The organism is Streptomyces sp. NPDC090077 (assembly GCF_044747545.1).
In the GTDB taxonomy this organism is placed as follows: domain Bacteria; phylum Actinomycetota; class Actinomycetes; order Streptomycetales; family Streptomycetaceae; genus Streptomyces.
Genome location: NZ_JBIVEG010000003.1, coordinates 307,286 through 327,799, shown reverse-complemented (window position 1 = coordinate 327,799; position 20,514 = coordinate 307,286). Strand labels below are relative to the sequence as shown.

The following is a 20,514-nucleotide window of genomic DNA, read 5'->3' as shown; positions in this document are numbered from 1 at the left end:
ACGTGCAACCGCGCGATCCGGCCGGTCGGGCTAGTCGACCGTGGCGGCCGGCTCGCTCTCGAAGCGGCCGTCCAGCTTGGCGACCAGGCCGGTGACCTGCCGGGCGATGTCCGGGGCGGTCAGGCCGATCTCGGCCAGGATCTCCTTGCGCTGGGCGTGGTCGAGGAAGCGCTGCGGGATGCCGAAGTCACGCAGCGGTACGTCGACGCCCGCGTCGCGCAGGGCCTGCGCGACGGCGGAGCCCACACCGCCGGCGCGACCGTTGTCCTCGACGGTGACGACGACCCGGTGCCGGTCGGCGAGCGGGGCCATGGCCTCGTCCACGGGCTTGACCCAGCGGGGGTCGACCACGGTGGAGGAGATGCCCTGCTTGTCGAGCAGGTCGGCGATCTCCAGGCACATCGGGGCGAGGGCGCCGACGGAGACGAGGAGTACGTCCGGTCGGGTGACCTCGGGGGCCGGGGCGCGCAGCACGTCCATGCCGCCGATCCGGCCGGCGGCCGGGACGGCGGGGCCGACGACGCCCTTGGAGAAGCGCACCACGGTCGGGGCGTCCTTGACCTCGACGGCCTCGCGGAGCTGCGCGCGCAGCTGCTCGGCGTCGCGCGGTGCGGCGAGCCGCAGGCCGGGGACGACCTGGAGGATGGACATGTCCCACATGCCGTTGTGGGAGGCGCCGTCGTCGCCGGTGACCCCGGCACGGTCCAAGACGAAGGTGACGCCGCACTTGTGCAGGGCGACGTCCATGAGGACCTGGTCGAAGGCGCGGTTGAGGAAGGTCGCGTACACCGCGAAGACGGGGTGGACGCCGCCGGTGGCGAGGCCGGCCGCGGAGGTCGCGCCGTGCTGCTCGGCGATGCCGACGTCGTAGATGCGGTCCGGGAAGGCCTCGGCGAACTTGTTGAGGCCGACCGGGTGGAGCATGGCCGCGGTGATGCCGACGACGTCCGGGCGCTCGTGGCCGATCTTGACCATCTCGTCGGAGAAGACGGAGGTCCAGCTGGCCGCGGCGGTCTTGACCGGGAGACCGGTGTCGGGGTGGATCACGCCGACGGCGTGGAAACGGTCCGCCTCGTGCTCCAGGGCCGGGGTGTAGCCGCGGCCCTTCTGCGTGAGGCAGTGCACGATGACCGGGCCGCTGAAGCGCTTGGCGCGCTGGAGCGCGGACTCCAGGGCCTCGATGTCGTGGCCGTCGATGGGGCCGATGTACTTCAGGCCCAGGTCCTCGAACATGCCCTGGGGGGCGATGAAGTCCTTCAGGCCCTTCTTGGCGCCGTGCAGGGTCTCGAAGAGCGGCTTCCCGACGACGGGGGTGCGCTCCAGGAGCTCCTTGCCGCGGGCGAGGAAGCGCTCGTAGCCGTCCGTGGTGCGCAGGGTGGCCAGGTGGTTGGCGAGGCCGCCGATGGTGGGGCCGTAGGAGCGCTCGTTGTCGTTGACGACGATGACGAGCGGGCGGTCCTTGGCGGCGGCGATGTTGTTCAGCGCCTCCCAGGCCATGCCGCCGGTCAGCGCGCCGTCGCCGATGACGGCGGCGACGTGGTGGTCCTCGCGGCCGAGCACCTCGTTGGCCTTGGCGAGGCCGTCGGCCCAGCCCAGCACCGTGGAGGCGTGCGAGTTCTCGATCACGTCGTGGTCGGACTCGGCCCGCGAGGGGTAGCCGGACAGGCCGCCCTTGGCGCGCAGGTCCGAGAAGTCCTGGCGGCCGGTGAGCAGCTTGTGGACGTAGGCCTGGTGGCCGGTGTCGAAAAGGACCTTGTCCTTGGGCGATTCGAAGACCCGGTGCAGGGCGATCGTCAGTTCGACCACGCCGAGGTTGGGGCCGAGGTGCCCGCCGGTCTTCGAGACGGCGTCGACGAGGAAGGACCTGATCTCTGCCGCGAGCTGGTTGAGCTCCTCCTGGCTGAGCCGGTCCAGATCGCGCGGTCCCTTGATGCGGGTCAGCAGCACCCGTGCCTCCTTGCAGTTGCTTGCTGGTCTGTCGAGTCTAATGTTCCGCTCGCGAGGGCGGTCATCGGGCGGTACCTGGCGGGTCACGCCCTGGTCATACCTGTACACCTGGTCGCGGCATCACACATCCCAAACGGGCGGAAGCCCGCACACCCGTACGCACGTGTGTACGCACAGGTGCCCGGCGCCACACGGAGTGGCACCGGGCACTGCGACGGGTCCTGCCGCCTGGGATCGGCCCAGGTCACGCGGTCATGCGCGGCCGGCCGACTTCTGGGTCTTGCGGGTCACCGAGTCGATGACCACCGTGGCCAGCAGTACGGCACCGGTGATCATGTACTGGATCGGAGTCGCGATCCCCTCCAGTGCCAGACCGTACTGGATGCTGGTGATGACCATCACACCGAGGAGGGCGTTCCAGGTCCGGCCGCGGCCGCCGAAGAGGCTGGTGCCGCCGATGACGGCCGCCGCGATCACGTTCATCAGCAGGTCGCCGCCGCCGGCGCTCTGGTTGGCCGCCGCGATCTTGGAGGCCCAGAAGAGGCCGCCGATGGCCGCGAAGGTGCCCGCGATCGCGAAGACCGCGATGCGGATCCCGGTGACGTTGACGCCCGCGCGGCGGGAGGCCTCGACGCTGCCGCCGAGGGCGAAGACGTTGCGGCCGAAGGTGGTGCGGCGCAGCAGGAAGTCCGTGCCGACCAGCGCCAGCACGAAGAGCACGACCGCCAGCGGCAGGCCCTTGTACTGGTTGAACACGACGGCGGGGCCGAAGGTGAAGACCGCCAGCAGGCCGGTGCGCAGCAGGATCTCGCCGAGCGGCCGCGAGGGGACCCCGGCGGCCTCGCGGCGCCGGTTGTCGGTGAAGGTGGCGAGGAAGTACGCCAGGGTGGCGACGGCGGCGAGGCCGTAGCCGGCGGCCACGTCCGAGAAGTAGTACGTGGTGAGCTTCCCGACCACGCCCTCGGAGTCGAGGTTGATGGTGCCGTTGCTGCCCAGGATCTGGAGCATGGCGCCGGACCAGAACAGCAGGCCGGACAGGGTGACGGCGAAGGCGGGGGCGCCGATCTTGGCGAAGAAGAAGCCGTGGATCGCGCCGATCAGGGCGCCGCCGCCGACGGCGGCGAGGATCGCGACCCACTCGTTGACGCCGTGGGTGACGGCGAGGACGGCGACGATCGCGCCCGAGACGCCGCTGACCGAGCCGACCGAGAGGTCGATCTCGCCGAGCAGCAGCACGAAGATGATGCCGACGGCCATCATGCCGGTGGCGACCATGGTGATCGCGATGTTGGAGAGGTTCTCCGGGGAGAGGAAGTTCGAGTTCAGCCCCTGGAAGATGCTCCAGATGATGATCAGGCCGAGGACGACCGGGATCGAGCCCAGGTCGCCGGCCTTCATCTTGCGGCCGAACTCGTTCAGGTAGCCGGACAGCCCCTGCTCGCGCACGAGCAGGCGGGGGTCGACCGCCGGAATGGCGTCCGCCGGGGCGGCGGGGTTGGCCAGCTTGGCCACCTCTTCCGCCGCGGTGTGGTGTTCGGTGCTCACTTGCGGGCCTCCCCGGTGCGGGCCGCCCGGCGGGTCACGGCGTTGTCCGTGGCCCCGGTGATGGCGGAGATGATCTCTTCCTGCGAGGTGTCGGCGACGTTGAAGACACCGTTGTTGCGGCCCAGCCGCAGCACCGCCACCTTGTCGGCGACCGCCTTCACGTCGGCCATGTTGTGGCTGATGAGGATGACGGCGTGGCCGCGCTCGCGCAGGCGCTCCACGAGGTCGAGCACCTGCGCGGTCTGCTCGACGCCGAGGGCCGCTGTGGGCTCGTCGAGGATGACGAGCTTGGGCTCGCCCAGCATCGAGCGGGCGATCGCCACGGTCTGGCGCTGGCCGCCGGAGAGCGAGGCGATGGGGATCCGGACACTGGGGATCCGGATCGACAGGGTGGTCAGGAGCTCGCGGGCGCGGCGCTCCATCTCCACCTCGTCGAGGACGCCGAAGCGCTTGAGCTCGCGCCCGAGGAAGAGGTTGCCGACGACGTCGATGTTGTCGCACAGCGCGAGGTCCTGGTAGACGGTCGCGATGCCGAGGTTCTGGGCGTCGTGGGGCTTGCCGATGGAGACCGGGCGGCCCTCCCACTCGATGACTCCGTCATCGATGGGGTGCACGCCGGCGATCGTCTTGACCAGCGTGGACTTGCCGGCGCCGTTGTCGCCGACCAGGGCGACCACCTCACCGGAGTGGATCTCGAGGTCTACGTCGGTCAGGGCCTGGACGGCGCCGAACCGCTTCGAGACCCCTCGCAACGCCAGCACGGGCGCAGCGGACACATGAACCATCTCCTTCGCCGCCTGACCGGCGGGGATGTCGTGCAAAAGAGCAGGAGCGGGGCGGATGGGATACGACGAGCGAAAGGTGAATCGTTTCTGCCCGGCGCCCCGCGGTTGGCGGGGTATGAGGGGCGGGGCGCCGGGCAGGGCAGGGGGGCCGACGGGCCGCGGTGCGGAGCCGTCGAGGGCCTTACTTGAGGCCGATGGTGGCGCAGGCCGCCGCGAACTTGTCGGTGCAGATCTCTTCGACCGTGTAGACGCCGTCCTTGACGACGGTGTCCTTGATGTTGGCCTTGGTGAGCGAGACGACCGGGATCAGCACGGACGGAACGCCCTTGGCGGTCGGGCTGTCGACCTTGTTGTTGATGATCCCGTCGATCTTCTCGCCCTTGGCGAGGGCGACGGCCATCTCGGCGGCGGCCGCGGCCTCGGGGGCGTACGGCTTGTAGACGCTCATGAACTGCTCGCCCGCCACGATCCGCTGCACACCGGCGAGTTCGGCGTCCTGGCCGGTGACCGGGGGCAGGGGGGACAGGCCGGCCGCCTTGAGGGCGGTGATGATGCCGCCGGCCATGCCGTCGTTGGCGGAGTAGACGCCGACCACCTTGTCCTTGCCGAGCGCGGTCAGCGCACCCGCCATGTTGGTGTTGGCGTTCTCCGGCTTCCACTCCTTGGTGTCGTACTCCTTGCCGATGGTCACCTTGCCGTCGAGGACGGAGTGGGCGCCCTTCTTGAACAGCGCGGCGTTCGGGTCGGTCACGGAGCCGTTCATCATGACGATCTGGCCGTCCTTGGCCTTGTCGCCCAGGGCCTCCAGCAGGGCCTTGCCCTGGACCTTGCCGACCTCTTCGTTGTCGAAGGAGGTGTAGGCGTCGATCGGGCCCTCGGCCAGGCGGTCGTAGGCGACGACCGGGATGCCGGCGTCCTTGGCCTTCTTGACCGAGCCGGCGATGGCCTTGGCGTCGACCGCGTCCACGATCAGGACGTTCACCTTGTTGGTGATCATCGTGTCGACCTGGGAGTTCTGCGTGGTCGCGTCCTGCTTGGCGTTGGCGTAGACCACCTCGGCCTTGCCGCCGGTGAGATCGGCGATCTTCTTCTCGATCAGCGGCTTGTCGAACTTCTCGTAGCGCGCGGTCTGGTTCTCCGGCAGGAGCAGGCCGACCTTGATCGCGTCACCGGCGGCGGCGGGCCCGGAGGGCTTCTTCTCGCCGTCCGCTTCCTTGGCACTGCCACAAGCGGCCAGCGAAACGGCCATGGCGCCGGCGGCGACGGCAACGGCGGCTCTACGCATACGCGTGTTCATTCGTTGAACCTCCCTGACGAGGCCGCAACGCTGCGGCCGAGGTGGACGTGAGTCAACCCCGGCCGCGGTTTGCCGTCAAGGAGTGAATCCTTAACGAGATGACAACGGTGCCATCCGTTATCTACCTGAAGGCATGGCGGCGGGTACTCGCACCCCAATGCCATTTTCCGCCAAAAGCGTCGAATCGCCCATCTCGCTGAGTACGAGGGCCAGCGCTCCGAGTACTTCCGCACGGCCGCCCAACGACCCCGTGAGGACCGACAACTGGCGGGCCGCGCTGGGGATGGCGTACCGCCCGACGGACTCCCGGATCGGCGCCAGCACCAGCTCCCCGGCCTCCGCCAGCGAGCCGCCGAGCACGATCCGGCTCGGGTTCAGGAGGTTGCAGAGGCTGGCCACGCCGCTGCCGATGTGCCGGCCCACGTCGGTGATGACCCGACGGCACCCCGGGTCCCCGCCCCGGGCCAGCTCGACCACCTTCTCCATGGTCAACTCGGGGCCGTGCGTGCCCTGGAGCAGCGGCAGCACGTAGCGCGCGGCGGCGAAGGTCTCCAGGCAGCCGCGGTTGCCGCAGCGGCAGACGGGGCCCGATTCGTCCAGGGTGATGTGCCCGATCTCCCCCGCGGTGCCGCCCGGCCCCCGGTAGATCTGGCCGTTGATGACCAGACCCGCGCCCACGCCGCTGGCGACCTTGATGTAGGCCAGGTCGCGGACCCCGCGTCCGCTGCCCCAGACCAGCTCGCCCAGCGCGCCGAGGTTCGCGTCGTTGTCCACGTAGACGGGTACGCCGAGGCGCTGCGAGAGCTCCTGGCGCGGGTTGATCCCCGCCCAGCCCGGCAGGATCGCGGTCGAGCCGAGCGTGCCGGACTCCACGTCGATGGGGCCCGGGACGCCGAGCCCCACGCCGATGACCTTGTCGCGGGCCACCCCGATGCCCTGGACCAGCCGTCCGACCAGGGCTTCCGCCCGGTCGAAGCCGTCCACCCAGGAGGCGTCCACGTCCAGCGGCTCGGCCTCCTCGGCGAGCACCTGGTGCGCCAGGTTGCCCACGGCCACCCTCAGGTGGGTGTGGCCGAAGTCCACCCCGATCACGATGCCCGCGTCCCCGCTGAGCGAGACGCTGCGGGCCCGGCGGCCGCCGGCCGAGGTGTCGGTGACCTCGACGGTCCCGCTCTCCTTCAGTTCACGGACGATGTTGGAGACCGTGGCCGCCGACAGTCCGGTGGTGCGGGCGATCTCCGCCTGGGTCAGCGAACCCGCGAGGCGCACGGCCCGCACGACCCTCTCCAGGTTCGCGCGATGCAGTGAGGACTGCGATCCGGGAGTCTGCACGACTCATCCACTCCTGCCCATAAGCGACGGCCATCCGTCGCCCCCCGGCCGGTGTCGCGGTTCTGCGTTCCGAGACCCCGGCGTCTCTCCAACTTGTGAACCTTAAGTCGAGCCTTTGCCCCCTCTGTCGTCAAGAGCCTGAGACAGAGCGAACCGGACACATGGCCCGAAAGTATGAACAAGGGCCGCCGGGATCGTGTTACGGTCGCTGAGGCGCCGGTCCTCTGCGGCCTTTCCGGCCGGACCGCGCGCCCTGTCATGACGGCGCTACGCGAGGAGGTGTTCGGGATGAGTCCCGATCGAAGTCCTCGCCGCGCCTGCTCCGGCTGAGCCGCCGACCGTCCGGGCCACCGCCCCGCTGATCGGCTGACCTTCCGCGTGCGTCCACGGCGACGGCCCCGCGCCGTCTCCTTGCCGCGCCCGCGCCGGTTCCCCTGCGGGACCCTGTTCCCCCTCTCCTTTCGCATGCCCTGACTCTCCTGTCAGGCATACGTCATCCATGTCCGCGGCGCACCCCGTGGCGTCCCCCGCCACCCCGCGCCGTACATCGATCACTCCACGTCACCGTGCGGCTGCGCGCTGCCCGGACGCCGTGGAGGGAGGTATTCGCCATGACCATGCTCACCCCTCGTACCCCGGTGAAGCTCGCGCCGCCGGGCCGCGGCCGCCGCGAGCGCAAGGCCGCCGAACTCGAAGCCGCCACCCGCCTGGCGGGCGAGCGCCTGGCCGCGATCAGCGCCCGCCCGGCCGTCCGGGTCCTCCAGGACGCCGACACCTCGCGCAACGGCCTCACCCACGCCGAGGCCGCGCTGCGGCTGGAGCGGCACGGCCCCAACATCGTCGCCCAGGAGCGCACCCCGCACTGGTTCACCCAGCTCGCCAAGGCCTTCTGCAACCCCTTCATCGGCGTCCTGGTCTTCCTGGCCGCCGTCATGTTCTGGCAGGACCCGGCGGATCCCGGGGTCGTCATCCTCTCCGTGATGGTGGCGGTCAGCGGACTGCTCCGGTTCTGGCAGGAGTACCGCTCGGGCCGGGCCGCCGACGCCCTGAAGGAGCTCGTCACCACCACGTGCGCGGTGCAGCGCCGTTCGGGCAGCGGGGCGGCGCCCACCACCTTCGAGGTGCCGATGGACCGGGTGGTCCCGGGCGACCTGGTCAAGCTGGCCGCCGGCGACCTCATCCCGGCCGACCTGCGGCTGATCACCTCCAAGGACCTGATGGTCGGCCAGGCGGCGCTGTCCGGCGAGTCGTTGCCGGTCGCCAAGGCCGACACCCGAGCCGAGGACCTCGGCCAGGACGCGACCACCGACCCGGTGGAGGCCGACAACCTCTGCCTGATGGGCACGTCGGTGACCTCCGGGACCGCCACCGGCGTGGTCGTCGCCACCGGGGCCGGCACCTACTTCGGTTCGATGGCCGGCACCCTGGTGGGCGAGCGCCCGCAGACCAACTTCGACACCGGCGTGCGCAAGGTCAGCTTCCTGCTGATCCGCTTCATGCTGGTGATGGTCCCCGTCGTCTTCATGGTCAACGGCCTGACCAAGGGCGACTGGGACGAGGCCTTCCTCTTCGGCATCGCGGTCGCGGTGGGCCTGACCCCCGAGATGCTGCCGATGGTCGTTTCCGCCAACCTGGCCCGCGGCGCGGTCGCCATGTCCCGGCGCAAGGTCGTCGTCAAGCGGCTGAACGCGATCCAGAACCTGGGCGCGATGGACGTGCTCTGCACGGACAAGACCGGCACCCTCACCGAGGACCGGATCGTCCTGGACCGCTACCTGGACGTGCACGGCGCCGAGGACGGCGAGGTGCTGGAGTACGGGTACCTCAACGCCCACTTCCAGACCGGACTGAAGAACCTGATGGACCAGGCGGTCATCGACCGCGTCAACGAGGCCGAGGAGGTTGTCGTCGACGCACGGTTCTCGATGGTCGACGAGATCCCCTTCGACTTCGCCCGGCGCCGGATGTCCGTGGTCCTCAACCGCAACAGCATGGCGGCGACCGCCGGACGGCCCGAGCACGTCATGATCACCAAGGGTGCCGTCGAAGAGGTCCTGGCCCTCTGCACGCACCTGACCGACCGCGGCGCGAGGGTCGAGCTGACCGACGCGCTGCGGCTGCGCGCCACCCGGATCGCCGAGGAGAACAACCGGCAGGGCCTGCGGGTCCTCGCGGTGGCCACCCGTACCGTCGCCGAGCCGCGCGCGACCTACACCGTCGCGGACGAGGACGGGCTGACCCTGGTCGGCTTCCTCGCCTTCCTCGACCCGCCGAAGGCCTCCGCGGCCGCGGCCCTGCGGGGCCTGGCGGACAAGGGCATCGCGGTGAAGGTGGTCACCGGCGACAACGAGCTCGTCGCCGCCCGGGTCTGCGCCGACGTCGGCATCGAGGTGGGCCACGTGGTCTCGGGCGCCGAGGTGGACGCCCTCGACGACGCCGCGCTGCGCGAACTGGCGGCCCGTACGACGGTCTTCGCCAAGGCCAACCCGGTCCAGAAGGCCCGGATCGTCCGGGCCCTGCAGGCCGAGGGGCACACCGTCGGCTTCCTCGGCGACGGGATCAACGACGCGGCCGCGCTGCGCGACGCCGACGTCGGCATCTCGGTGGACACCGCCGTGGACATCGCCAAGGAGTCGGCGGACATCATCCTGCTGGAGAAGGACCTGACCGTCCTGGAACAGGGCGTGGTCCAGGGCCGGACCACCTTCGGCAACACGATCAAGTACATCAAGATGACGGCCTCGTCGAACTTCGGCAACGTCTTCTCGGTGCTGGTGGCGAGCGCGTTCATCCCCTTCCAGCCGATGCTCGCGATCATGCTGCTGGTGCAGAACCTGGTCTACGACATCTCCCAGCTGGCCACGCCCTGGGACCGGATGGACGAGGAGTACCTGCGCAAGCCCCGCAACTGGGACGCCAAGGGCATCTTCCGCTTCATGGTGACCATCGGCCCCATCAGCTCGATCTTCGACATCGCGATGTTCGTGATCATGTGGAACGTCTTCGCGGCGAACACGGCGGCCGAGCAGTCGCTCTTCCAGTCCGGCTGGTTCGTCGAGGGCCTGCTCTCGCAGACCCTGATCGTCCACATGATCCGCACCCGCAAGATCCCCTTCGTCCAGTCCCGCGCCTCCTGGCCGGTGATGACGATGACCGTCCTCGCGGTGCTGACCGGGCTCTGGCTGCCCTTCTCCCCGCTGGCCGCACCGCTGGGGTTCACCGCCCTGCCGGCGTCGTACTTCCCGTGGCTGATCGGCGTACTGCTCGCGTACTGCACGCTCACCCAGCTCGTGAAGACCTGGTACATCCGCCGCTTCGGCACCTGGCTCTAGCCGGCGCGTCCGCCGGACGGAAAGAAGGGAAGGGGGAAGGCCGATGACCCTCCTCACGCAAGGACAGATGGCCGCGCACCTGGCCGCGGCCCTCGGCTTCGGGTCGGTCATCGGCCTGGAGCGCCAGTGGCGCGCCCGGATGGCGGGGCTGCGCACCAACGCCCTGGTGGCGGGCGGGGCGGCACTGTTCGTGCTGCTCTCGCAGTACGGGTTCCTGAGCGCGGTCTCCGAGGTGCACTACGACGGCTCGCGGGTCGCCGCCCAGATCGTCTCGGGGATCGGCTTCCTCGGCGCCGGGGTGATCATGCGGGACGGGCTGAGCGTCCGGGGCCTGAACACGGCCGCGACCCTGTGGTGTTCGGCGGCCGTGGGCTGCCTGGCCGGGGTGGGCCTGTTCGTCCTCGCCGCCTTCGGCACGGCGGGCGTGGTGGGGGCCAACCTCCTGCTGCGCCCGCTGGGCCGGCGCCTGGACCGCGAGCCGGGCGGCGGGGCGGAGGTGGCCGTCGACTACCACTTCGAGGCCGTGTGCCTGGAGGCGGAGGAGGCCCACATCCGCCACCGGCTGGTCGACGCCCTGGCCCGGCCGGACTACCAGCTGCGGGAGATCCGCAGCCAGGACGGGCCGCTGCCGGGGCGGGTGACGGTGTCGGCGCTGCTGACCGCCGAGGGCGAGAAGGGCCGGACGCTGGAGGAGGCGGTGAGCAGCCTCTCGCTCGACCCGTCGGTCTCGGCCGTCAGCTGGTCGGTGGTGCCCGCACGATGAATTGAACGCGTTCAGCGCGGCTGGCAGTATGGACCCTGGACGGCAACCGGGGGGGGCGGGCATGCGTCAGGAACGGTCGTACGGAAGGGTCCTGCTGGTCTCGGTCCTGGTGGGGTACCTGGAGGTGCTGCTCGCCGTCGTGGTCGCCCTGCTGTACGTGCGGACGCAGCCGCCTCCCGACACGCCGCCCGACTGGAGCTGGATCGGGGCGGGCCTCGTCTCCCTCACGGGCGTCGTCGGCGTCGTCGCGTTCCTGCTGTCGCTGCTCTTCGTGCTGCCGGCGGTCGCGCTGTCCGACCTCCTCGGCCGCCGGCTCGGCGGGCGTGCGGCGTGGTGCTGCGTGCCGCTGCTGGTGGCCGCCCTGCTGGCGCCGCCGGTCTGGGCCTTCGCCGCGTACAACGACGCCCCGGCCCGGTCCGCCCTGCTCTTCTGGGCCTCGGCGACGGCCTCGCTGTCGGCGGGCGCCCTGCTCGCCCGGCCCCGGGGCGAGGGGCTCTTCCGCCGGGTGGCGCTGTGGGGCGGGGCCCTGGTGGCGGGAACGGCCCTGTGCGGCGCCCTCGGGCTGGTCACCGGAGTGCTGCCGCCGTACGCGCCCCCGGTGCTCGGCCCGGCGGCACTGGCGGGCACCTGGGCCGACCGCACGGGCAACACCCTGACCTTCACCGCGGACGGCGGGGTCACCGCCTCCGGTGTCGCCGAGCACTCCCCCGGCGACACCTCGGGCCGTACCCCGCCGGGCTGCTCGGGCACCGGCACCTGGTCGTACGAGCCCGGCCGGGACCCCTGGTCCCAGCGGGTCCGCCTGGACGTACCGGGGTGCGGCTGGCCGGCGTGGGGCGTCGGCGGCACCGCGCGGTCGCCCAGGCTCCACCAGAACGTCGGGGGTCCCGGCTCCGGGAGGCTGTACCAGCTGCGGAGGGCTACTTCAGGGTCGCCGAGGTGAGGCCCGCCTGGATCTGGCGCTGGAAGGACAGGTAGACCACCAGCATCGGGATCATCGCGATGGTCACGCCGGCGAACAGCACCGGCAGGTCCGTCTCGTAGCCCATCTGGTACTGGAGCTGGATCAGGCCCTGGGTGAGCATGTAGCGCTCCGGGTCGGACCCGCTCTGCGGCTGCATCAGCACCGAGGGCAGGATGTACTGGTTCCACTGGCCCAGGACATTGAATATCCCCACGCTGATCAGGCCGGGCTTGGCCATCGGCAGCATCACCTGGAAGAAGATCCGGGTGTCCGAGGCCCCGTCGATCACCGCCGCCTCGTGCACCGCCGTCGGCAGGGTGCGGAAGAAGGAGTGCATGAAGAAGACGGTGAAGGGCATCGAGTAGGCGACGTAGACCAGGATCAGCCCCTGGTACGTGTTCAGCATGTCCAGGCGCTTGACCATGAAGAAGAGCGGTACGAGCGCCAGGAAGACGGGGAACATCGCCCCGCTGACGAAGAAGTAGTAGATGATCCGGTTCCCCCGGAAGGGGTAGCGGGCCAGTACGTACGCCGCCATGGAGCCGAGCAGCATCGTCAGCGGGACGGAGAAGGCCATCACGATCAGGGTGTGGCCGAAGTAGCCGCCGATGCCCTTGTCCCAGGCCCGGCCGAAGGCGTCGAAGTGCCAGTTGGAGGGCCAGCTGAGGGCCGAGGAGCCGATCTGGGTGTCGGTCTTGAAGGAACCGAGCGCCAGCCAGACCAGCGGCAGGACGATCAGCACCGCCCAGACGGCGAGGAAGCCGTGGGAGAAGACGTTGAGCGCCATGCCGTCGGAACTGCGGCCCCCGCTGCCCCCGTCGGCACCTCCGGCGCCGCCGGACCGCTCGGCCGAGGACTCGCCGGGCGCCTTGATCACTGTGGTCATCGTGGAACTCCTCTCAGAACTCGATGCGCTCGCGGCGGGTGGCGCGCAGCGTGACGATGGAGAGGATCATGGTCAGGACGAGCATGACCACGCCCATGGCACAGGCGTACCCGCTCTTCCCGAAGTACAGGAAGTTGCGCATCAGCACGGTGGCCATGACCTCGCTGTGGTGGTCGGGTCCGCCGCCGAACTGGCCGGATGTCATGGTCGACACGAGGACGAACATGTCCATCGCGGCGATGCCCAGGTAGACCGCGGAGGTCTGCACAGAGTCCCACAGCAGGGGCAGCGTGACCCGGAAGAAGGTCTGGGCGCGCCCGGCGCCGTCGAGCAGCGCGGCCTCGTAGATGTCCTTGGGCACGGACTGCATGGCCGCGGAGAAGAGGACGAGGTAGAAGCCGACCCCGTGCCAGACCACCACCAGCAGCAGGCACCACAGGACGAGGTCGGGGTCGTTGAGCCATTCGACGGGGTGGGCCGGGTCGACGAGGCCGGCCCAGGAGAGGACCCCGTTGAGCAGGCCGCCCTCGTCGCTGCGGTACACCGCTCCGAAGAGCACCGCGAGGATGGCGAGGGAGAGGACCTGCGGGAAGAAGTAGACGATCTTGTAGAAGGCCGATCCGCGGACGCCCCGCACCCCGCCGGCCCCGCTGCGCCCTCCCGCGTTCACCATGAAGGCGAAGAAGAGGGCGAGCAGGATGGTGATCACCGGGACGAACACCAGGAGCAGCAGGTTGTGCCAGAGGGCGCCGCGGAAAACCTCGTCGTCCATCAGGGCGGAGTAGTTCTCCAGGCCGACGAAGTCGAACGTCGGCGACTGGCCCGACCAGTTGGTGAAGGAGTAGCCGAACGTCTGAACGTACGGCCAGATGACGAAGGTCAGGTACAGCGCGAGCGGCAGGACGAGGAAGCCGGCGATGAAGCCGGTGGTCCTTCCCCTGCGCCGGGCTACTTGGCTCATGGTGTCCGTCCCTGTGACGCTGCCGGTGGACGTGGGGTCAGCTGCGGTGGTTGTTCTTGGCGTTGGGGTCCTTGGCAGCCTTGTCTACCGCAGCCTGGGCCCGCTTGATCCACTCCTTTGGCTGGATCCGCTGGGCCATCAGCTCATTGGACGCGTTCTGGATCTCGGAATCCATCTCGCTGTACCAGTCGGGGTAGAGGTAGTTGAAGGTGTCCGCCCCGGCGGCCTTGACCGCGGCGACCGCGGACTGGGTGCCCGGCCGGAGCTTGACGCCCGGGTCGACGCCGTCCTTGACGACGGTGAGCGAGTTGGCCTGCTGGGCGAAGAGCGTGGACCATTCGCGGGAGAGCATGGAGCGCAGGAACTCCAGGCCGCCGGCCTTGTTGGCGGCCTTCTCCGGGACGACGAAGGCCTCGTTGGCCCCGGCCCGGATGGCGGTGAAGGGCAGCTTGCTGTCGGCGAGCACCGGCACCGGCAGGAACTTCATGTCGAAGTCCTCCGGGGTCTGCTTGAGCTGCTCGTTCTCCAGCCAGGAGCCGGAGGGGATGAAGGCGGCCTTGTACTGGTTCCAGGCGGTCTGGGACTCGGTGTGGGTCAGGCCGTTGGTGCCGGGCATGAGGTAGCCCTTCTCGACCACCTCGTAGACCGCCTCGACCGCGGCCAGGGCCGCGGGGTTGCCCTCGAAGGCGTTCGGGGCGAGGTTGTCGATGGCCTTCATGGCCTCCAGACCGCCCTTCTTGGCGATCAGGTCCATGATGACGACGTTGATGTAGTACGGGTACTTCCCCTGGTGGGCCAGGCCTCCGATGCCGGCCTCCTTGGCCTTGGCGCAGACGGCCAGGAACTCGTCCCAGGTCTTCGGCTCGGTCCAGCCCTTCTCCTTGAAGAGCTTGCCGGAGTACCAGAGGCCGAAGACGGTGTAGACGTAGTTCAGGGCGACGAACTTGCCCCCCTGGGAACCCTGTTCGACCGTGCCGGCGATCAGGGTGTCGCGGACCTTCTTGCCCGGATCGTCGAGCGAGGGCGAGTCGAGGAGCGCGGTCAGGTCGGCGAGCTGGCCGCCCTTGGCCAGGACGTCGATCTTGATCATCTGGGCGCCGGAGTCGTTGAGGACGTCCGGCGGGTTGCCGGCGTTGAACCGGGGCTGGAGCTTGGCCGCGATCTCCTGGGTGGCCAGGTGGGAGCTGGTGGTGCCCCACTTCTTGTCGAACGCGGCCTCCCAGGCCTTCGCGTAGTCGTCGCCGAAGCCGCCCTTGAAGATGACCACGTCGAGCTTGCCGCCCTTGGCGAGCCCGAAGGGGTTCTCCTTGGACACGGCCCCCTTGTCGGGGCCCTTCGTGGTGTCCTCACCGCCGGAGGCGCAGGCGGACAAGAAGCTCATCGTCGGCACGCTGATCAGTCCGAGCGCTGCGGAACGCTTGATCAGATCACGGCGGCCGAGGCCCTCACCAGTGGATCCCATGCTCATGTCCTCGCCTTCGTCAGATGTGTGAAGGAGGCCGGAAATCACGGCAGTTACCGTGCATGCGGGCATCACCGCAGGTCCCCCGGCTTCCCCCGGCCCGGGGCCGCTCGTCGCGCGGTGGCCCGGACGGGCACAGGTATAGTCCACTTCCGCTCGGCTGAGCAAGATCGTGCACAAGGATCGTTCCCGGCTTTTCCGAGTTGAGACCTGTCCGTCACCTGGGACCGCCACCGCGAAAAAAGCGGAAGGGCCGCACCCCCTTAACGGGGGTACGGCCCTATGGTGCCGACAGACGGCGGATCGCTCCGCCTGGCGCGCCCTTAGCCGCGGATGAGGTTCCGCAGGACGTACTGCATGATGCCGCCGTTGCGGTAGTAGTCGGCCTCACCCGGCGTGTCGATGCGGACGACCGCGTCGAAGGAGACACCGGAGTCGGTGGTGACCTTGACCGTGCGCGGGGTGGTGCCGTCGTTCAGCTCCTCCACACCGGTGAAGGAGAAGGTCTCCTCGCCGGTGAGGCCCAGGGAGGCCGCGGTGACGCCCTCGGGGAACTGCAGGGGCAGGACGCCCATGCCGATCAGGTTCGAGCGGTGGATGCGCTCGTAGGACTCGGCGATGACGGCCTTGACGCCGAGCAGCGCGGTGCCCTTGGCCGCCCAGTCGCGGGAGGAGCCGGAGCCGTACTCCTTGCCCGCCAGGATCACCAGCGGGATGCCGGCGGCCTGGTAGTTCTGGGAGGCGTCGTAGATGAAGGAGACCGGCGCGCCCTCGACGGTGAAGTCGCGGGTGAAGCCGCCCTCGGTGCCCGGCGCGATCTGGTTGCGCAGGCGGATGTTGGCGAACGTACCGCGGATCATGACCTCGTGGTTGCCGCGGCGGGAACCGTACGAGTTGAAGTCGCGGCGCTCGACGCCGTGCTCCGTGAGGTACTTGCCGGCCGGGGTGTCGGCCTTGATCGCACCGGCCGGGGAGATGTGGTCGGTGGTGACCGAGTCGCCCAGCTTCGCCAGCACGCGGGCGCCGGCGATGTCGGAGACCGGGGTGGTCTCCATCGTCATGCCCTCGAAGTAGGGGGGCTTGCGGACGTAGGTGGACTGCGGGTCCCACTCGAAGGTGTTGCCGGTCGGGATCGACAGCGCCTGCCACTGGGCGTCGCCCGCGAAGACGTCCTCGTAGGACTTCGAGAACATGTCCTCGCCGATGGCGTTCGCCACGACGTCGTTGACCTCGGCCTCGGAGGGCCAGATGTCCTTGAGGAAGACCGGGTTGCCCTCGGCGTCGGTGCCGATGGCCTCCGTCGTGATGTCCACCTTCATGGAGCCCGCGATGGCGTACGCGACGACCAGCGGCGGGGAGGCCAGGTAGTTCATCTTGACGTCGGGGTTGATGCGGCCCTCGAAGTTGCGGTTGCCCGAGAGGACCGAGGTGACCGCGAGGTCGTGCTCGTTGATCGCCTTCGAGATCTCCTCGTCCAGCGGACCGGAGTTGCCGATGCAGGTGGTGCAGCCGTACCCGACGAGGTTGAAGCCCATCTTGTCGAGGTACGGGGTCAGGCCGGCCTTGTCGAAGTAGTCGGTGACGACCTTCGAGCCCGGGGCCAGGGTGGTCTTGACCCACGGCTTGCGGGTCAGGCCCTTCTCGACCGCCTTCTTGGCCACGAGCGCCGCGGCGACCATGACGTAGGGGTTCGAGGTGTTGGTGCAGGAGGTGATCGCGGCGACGGTGACGGCGCCGTGGTCGATCTCGAAGGAGGTGCCGTCGGCCAGGGTGACCTGGGTCGGGCGGGTCGGCACGCCGTTGGTGGCGGCCGGGGCGTCGGAGGCCGGGAAGGACTCCTTGCCCGCCTCGTCGGCGTCGTCCACGTAGTTCAGGACGTCCACCGCGAACTGCTGGGCGGCGTTGGCCAGGACGATGCGGTCCTGCGGGCGCTTCGGGCCGGCGATGGAGGGGACGACCGTGGAGAGGTCGAGCTCCAGCTTCTCGGAGAAGTCCGGCTCGGCGGCCGGGTCCAGCCACAGGCCCTGCTCCTTGGCGTACGCCTCGACGAGCGCGACCTGCTGCTCGGAGCGGCCGGTGAGCTTGAGGTACTTCAGGGTCTCGCCGTCGATCGGGAAGATCGCGGCGGTGGAGCCGAACTCCGGCGACATGTTGCCGATGGTGGCGCGGTTCGCGAGGGAGGTGGCGGCGACGCCCTCACCGTAGAACTCGACGAACTTGCCGACGACGCCGTGCTTGCGCAGCATCTCGGTGATGGTGAGCACCAGGTCGGTGGCGGTGGTGCCGGTGGGCAGCTCGCCGGTGAGCTTGAAGCCCACGACGCGCGGGATCAGCATGGAGACCGGCTGGCCGAGCATCGCGGCCTCGGCCTCGATGCCGCCGACGCCCCAGCCCAGCACGCCGAGGCCGTTGACCATGGTGGTGTGCGAGTCGGTGCCGACGAGGGTGTCGGGGTACGCCTGGCCGTTGCGGACCATGACCGTGCGGGCCAGGTGCTCGATGTTGACCTGGTGGACGATGCCGGTGCCCGGGGGGACGACCTTGAAGTCGTCGAAGGCGGTCTGGCCCCAGCGCAGGAACTGGTAGCGCTCCTTGTTGCGGCCGTACTCGAGCTCGACGTTCTGCGCGAAGGCGTCCTTCGTGCCGAACTTGTCGGCGATGACCGAGTGGTCGATGACCATCTCGGCGGGCGAGAGCGGGTTGATCTTCGCCGGGTCGCCGCCGAGCTCCTTCACGGCCTCGCGCATGGTGGCGAGGTCCACGACGCAGGGGACGCCGGTGAAGTCCTGCATGATCACGCGGGCGGGCGTGAACTGGATCTCCTGGCTGGGCTGCGCCTGGGAGTCCCAGCCGCCGAGCGCCCGGATGTGGTCGGCGGTGATGTTCGCGCCGTCCTCGGTGCGGAGCAGGTTCTCCAGCAGGACCTTCAGGCTGTAGGGAAGGCGGGCGGCGCCCTCAACCTTGTCCAGCCGGAAGATCTCGTACGACTCGTCGCCCACCTGCAGCGTGCTGCGGGCGTCGAAGCTGTTCGCCGACACGACAGTCTCCTTCATGCATGATCTCGCGCGTATAACCGCAATCCTGCCGCCACGCCCTCTGGCCAATCCGCTAAGGTAAGGCTAAGTTAGGTAACCCTTACCAGCGGGGGCGGCTGCGGTACGCCTTCGGCAGTTATCTCGATGTCGAGATAACTCTAGTACATGTCGGGGTCCGGGGACGAGGCGCGCACCTCGCGGCCCGCCGGAGCCGCCCACCGGGCGGCCGCTCAGGCATGCCCGGACGCCGGCCGGAGGGGGGTGGCGGGCGCATTCGGGGTCGGCCCGGCGCCACGCCGAAAAGGGATGAGTCGCAATGTATCCCCGAAAGATCCCCACACCCGGACAATGGGGAGTCGACGCCGATATCTGCGCGAGTCCGCCGAGTCCGCGCGGGCAGGACTCGCCTGCAGCGCAAGCCCTGTTGGGCCGTACGGGGAATCTGACGGACCGATAACACCCGTCCGCCACACCCCGGGCGATCCACATCTCATATCTGAGATACGGTGCACCCATGGCAGACGACTACCTCGCACGCATCGGCAAGCTCATCCGTGACGCCCGGCAGCACCGGGGCTGGACGCAGAGTCAGCTCGCCGACGCCCTCGGCACCAGCCAGAGCGCCGTGAACCGCATCGAGCGCGGCAACCAGAACATCAGCCTTGAGATGATCGCCCGAATCGGTGAAGCGCTCGACAGCGAAATCGTCTCCCTGGGCTACGCCGGCCCGATGCACCTCCGCGTCGTCGGCGGCCGCCGCCTGTCCGGCTCCATCGACGTCAAGACGAGCAAGAACGCGTGCGTGGCGCTGCTCTGCGCCTCCCTGCTCAACAAGGGCCGCACGGTCCTGCGCCGGGTGGCCCGCATCGAGGAGGTCTACCGGCTCCTGGAGGTCCTGAACTCCATCGGCGTGCGCACCCGCTGGATCAACGACGGCGTGGACCTGGAGATCGTCCCGCCGGCCCAGCTCGACATGGACGCCATCGACGCGGAGGCGGCCGTCCGCACCCGCAGCATCATCATGTTCCTGGGCCCGCTGCTGCACCGCCTCGACCAGTTCCGCCTGCCGTACGCCGGCGGCTGCGACCTCGGCACCCGCACCATCGAGCCGCACATGATCGCCCTGCGCCGCTTCGGCCTGGCCATCACCGCGACCGAGGGCATCTACCACGCGAAGGTCGAGGCGGGGGTCTCCCCCGACCGCCCGATCGTACTGACCGAGCGCGGGGACACGGTCACCGAGAACGCCCTGCTGGCCGCGGCCCGCCACGACGGCGTGACCGTCATCCGCAACGCCTCCTCCAACTACATGGTCCAGGACCTCTGCTTCTTCCTGGAGGCGCTGGGCGTCAAGGTCGAGGGCATCGGCACCACCACGCTGACCGTCCACGGCGTGCCCGTCATCGACGTCGACGTGGACTACTCCCCCTCCGAGGACCCGGTCGAGGCGATGAGCCTCCTGGCCGCCGCCGTGGTGACGGAGTCCGAGCTCACCATCCGCCGCGTCCCGGTCGAGTTCATGGAGATCGAGCTCGCGGTCCTGGAGGAGATGGGCCTCGACCACGACCGCTCGCCGGAGTACACCGCCGACAACGGCCGCACCCGCCTGGTCGACCTCACGGTCCGCCCGTCCAAGCTCGAAGCCCCGATCGACAAGATCCACCCGATGCCCTTCCCCGGGCTGAACATCGACAACGTCCCGTTCTTCGCCGCCATCGCCGCCGTCGCCCAGGGCAAGACCCTGATCCACGACTGGGTGTACGACAACCGGGCCATCTACCTGACCGACCTCAACCGCCTCGGCGGCCGCCTCCAGCTCCTGGACCCCCACCGCGTCCTGGTCGAGGGCCCCACCCGCTGGCGCGCGGCCGAAATGATGTGCCCCCCGGCCCTCCGCCCGGCGGTGGTCGTCCTCCTCGCCATGATGGCGGCCGAGGGCACCTCGGTCCTGCGCAACGTCTACGTCATCAACCGCGGCTACGAGGAACTCGCCGAACGCCTCAACTCGGTCGGCGCCCAGATCGAGATCTTCCGGGACATCTAGGCAGTCGGGCATAACGTGACCAAACAGGTGTTGTGGACACCCGTCAACAATGGCCACTGACCTGCGGAAACACCTTCCGACACCTCTCCACGAGGTGTACCCGTCTGTGAAGAGGCACACCTGACCACAGCAGACAGCCCCCGCCCCGGCACACCGCCGGC

The 20,514-nt window shown here is 69.5% G+C and carries 13 protein-coding genes; 4 read left to right on the top strand and 9 right to left on the bottom strand.

Annotated elements, in window-relative coordinates; all coding sequences use genetic code 11:
• Positions 1-30: 30 nt before the first annotated feature.
• The 5 genes from dxs to ACIPW5_RS08335 all read right to left on the bottom strand — a co-directional run bounded on the left by dxs (position 31) and on the right by ACIPW5_RS08335 (position 6,906).
• A complete protein-coding gene (gene dxs, locus ACIPW5_RS08355) occupies positions 31-1,947 on the bottom strand; it encodes a 1-deoxy-D-xylulose-5-phosphate synthase (RefSeq protein ID WP_401242056.1) in 1,917 nt (638 codons plus the stop codon).
• 252 nt (positions 1,948-2,199) lie between these two features.
• Positions 2,200-3,492, bottom strand: coding sequence for a sugar ABC transporter permease (locus ACIPW5_RS08350; protein WP_401242054.1), 1,293 nt, complete (start codon positions 3,490-3,492; stop codon positions 2,200-2,202).
• The gene (locus ACIPW5_RS08345) at positions 3,489-4,277 is read right to left on the bottom strand and encodes an ATP-binding cassette domain-containing protein (protein WP_401242051.1); all 789 of its coding nucleotides are present in this window, start codon (positions 4,275-4,277) and stop codon (positions 3,489-3,491) included. The genes ACIPW5_RS08350 and ACIPW5_RS08345 overlap by 4 nt, the downstream gene beginning before the upstream one ends.
• 181 nt (positions 4,278-4,458) lie before the next feature.
• Complete coding sequence (locus ACIPW5_RS08340) at positions 4,459-5,574, bottom strand: sugar ABC transporter substrate-binding protein (protein WP_401242049.1); 1,116 nt, start codon at positions 5,572-5,574, stop codon at positions 4,459-4,461.
• A 117-nt stretch (positions 5,575-5,691) separates the two neighbouring features.
• Positions 5,692-6,906, bottom strand: a complete 1,215-nt coding sequence (locus tag ACIPW5_RS08335; protein ID WP_401242047.1) for an ROK family protein — start codon at positions 6,904-6,906, stop codon at positions 5,692-5,694.
• Between the two features lie 611 nt (positions 6,907-7,517).
• Between ACIPW5_RS08335 and mgtA the strand changes: the two genes are divergently transcribed.
• The 3 genes from mgtA to ACIPW5_RS08320 all read left to right on the top strand — a co-directional run bounded on the left by mgtA (position 7,518) and on the right by ACIPW5_RS08320 (position 11,944).
• Entirely contained in the window at positions 7,518-10,238 is a 2,721-nt protein-coding gene (mgtA, locus tag ACIPW5_RS08330) for a magnesium-translocating P-type ATPase (protein ID WP_401242044.1), read from the top strand.
• Between the two features lie 43 nt (positions 10,239-10,281).
• On the top strand, positions 10,282-11,001 hold the full coding sequence (locus ACIPW5_RS08325; protein ID WP_401242041.1) for an MgtC/SapB family protein: 720 nt from the start codon (positions 10,282-10,284) through the stop codon (positions 10,999-11,001).
• A 61-nt stretch (positions 11,002-11,062) separates the two neighbouring features.
• The gene (locus tag ACIPW5_RS08320; RefSeq protein WP_401242039.1) at positions 11,063-11,944 is read left to right on the top strand and encodes a hypothetical protein; all 882 of its coding nucleotides are present in this window, start codon (positions 11,063-11,065) and stop codon (positions 11,942-11,944) included.
• On the opposite strand, the gene ACIPW5_RS08315 is transcribed toward ACIPW5_RS08320, so the two are convergent.
• The 4 genes from ACIPW5_RS08315 to acnA form a co-directional block, all read right to left on the bottom strand.
• Positions 11,922-12,851 (bottom strand): carbohydrate ABC transporter permease, encoded by a 930-nt coding sequence (locus tag ACIPW5_RS08315; RefSeq protein WP_401242036.1) that lies wholly within the window; start codon positions 12,849-12,851, stop codon positions 11,922-11,924. The two genes, ACIPW5_RS08320 and ACIPW5_RS08315, sit on opposite strands and share 23 nt — an antisense overlap.
• Before the next feature lie 13 nt (positions 12,852-12,864).
• Positions 12,865-13,812 (bottom strand): carbohydrate ABC transporter permease, encoded by a 948-nt coding sequence (locus ACIPW5_RS08310; RefSeq protein ID WP_401242034.1) that lies wholly within the window; start codon positions 13,810-13,812, stop codon positions 12,865-12,867.
• 37 nt (positions 13,813-13,849) lie between these two features.
• Positions 13,850-15,274: an N-acetylglucosamine/diacetylchitobiose ABC transporter substrate-binding protein gene (gene ngcE / locus ACIPW5_RS08305; RefSeq protein ID WP_401242244.1), complete on the bottom strand. Its 1,425-nt coding sequence runs from the start codon at positions 15,272-15,274 to the stop codon at positions 13,850-13,852.
• Positions 15,275-15,597: 323 nt separating this feature from the next.
• Positions 15,598-18,312: an aconitate hydratase AcnA gene (gene acnA, locus ACIPW5_RS08300; RefSeq protein ID WP_401242031.1), complete on the bottom strand. Its 2,715-nt coding sequence runs from the start codon at positions 18,310-18,312 to the stop codon at positions 15,598-15,600.
• Positions 18,313-18,823: 511 nt separating this feature from the next.
• On the opposite strand from acnA, the gene ACIPW5_RS08295 reads away from it, so the two are divergent.
• The gene (locus ACIPW5_RS08295; RefSeq protein WP_401242029.1) at positions 18,824-20,353 is read left to right on the top strand and encodes a helix-turn-helix domain-containing protein; all 1,530 of its coding nucleotides are present in this window, start codon (positions 18,824-18,826) and stop codon (positions 20,351-20,353) included.
• Positions 20,354-20,514: the final 161 nt, after the last annotated feature.

Bases quoted from the DNA above. Each gene is read 5' to 3' on its own strand.
- mgtA (WP_401242044.1), top strand. From the start codon at position 7,518: ATGACCATGCTCACCCCTCGTACCCCGGTGAAGCTCGCGCCGCCGGGC.
- ACIPW5_RS08310 (WP_401242034.1), bottom strand. From the start codon at position 13,812: ATGAGCCAAGTAGCCCGGCGCAGGGGAAGGACCACCGGCTTCATCGCC.
- ACIPW5_RS08295 (WP_401242029.1), top strand. From the start codon at position 18,824: ATGGCAGACGACTACCTCGCACGCATCGGCAAGCTCATCCGTGACGCC.
- ACIPW5_RS08320 (WP_401242039.1), top strand. From the start codon at position 11,063: ATGCGTCAGGAACGGTCGTACGGAAGGGTCCTGCTGGTCTCGGTCCTG.
- ACIPW5_RS08345 (WP_401242051.1), bottom strand. From the start codon at position 4,277: ATGGTTCATGTGTCCGCTGCGCCCGTGCTGGCGTTGCGAGGGGTCTCG.
- ACIPW5_RS08315 (WP_401242036.1), bottom strand. From the start codon at position 12,851: ATGACCACAGTGATCAAGGCGCCCGGCGAGTCCTCGGCCGAGCGGTCC.
- ACIPW5_RS08325 (WP_401242041.1), top strand. From the start codon at position 10,282: ATGACCCTCCTCACGCAAGGACAGATGGCCGCGCACCTGGCCGCGGCC.
- ACIPW5_RS08340 (WP_401242049.1), bottom strand. From the start codon at position 5,574: ATGAACACGCGTATGCGTAGAGCCGCCGTTGCCGTCGCCGCCGGCGCC.
- ngcE (WP_401242244.1), bottom strand. From the start codon at position 15,274: ATGGGATCCACTGGTGAGGGCCTCGGCCGCCGTGATCTGATCAAGCGT.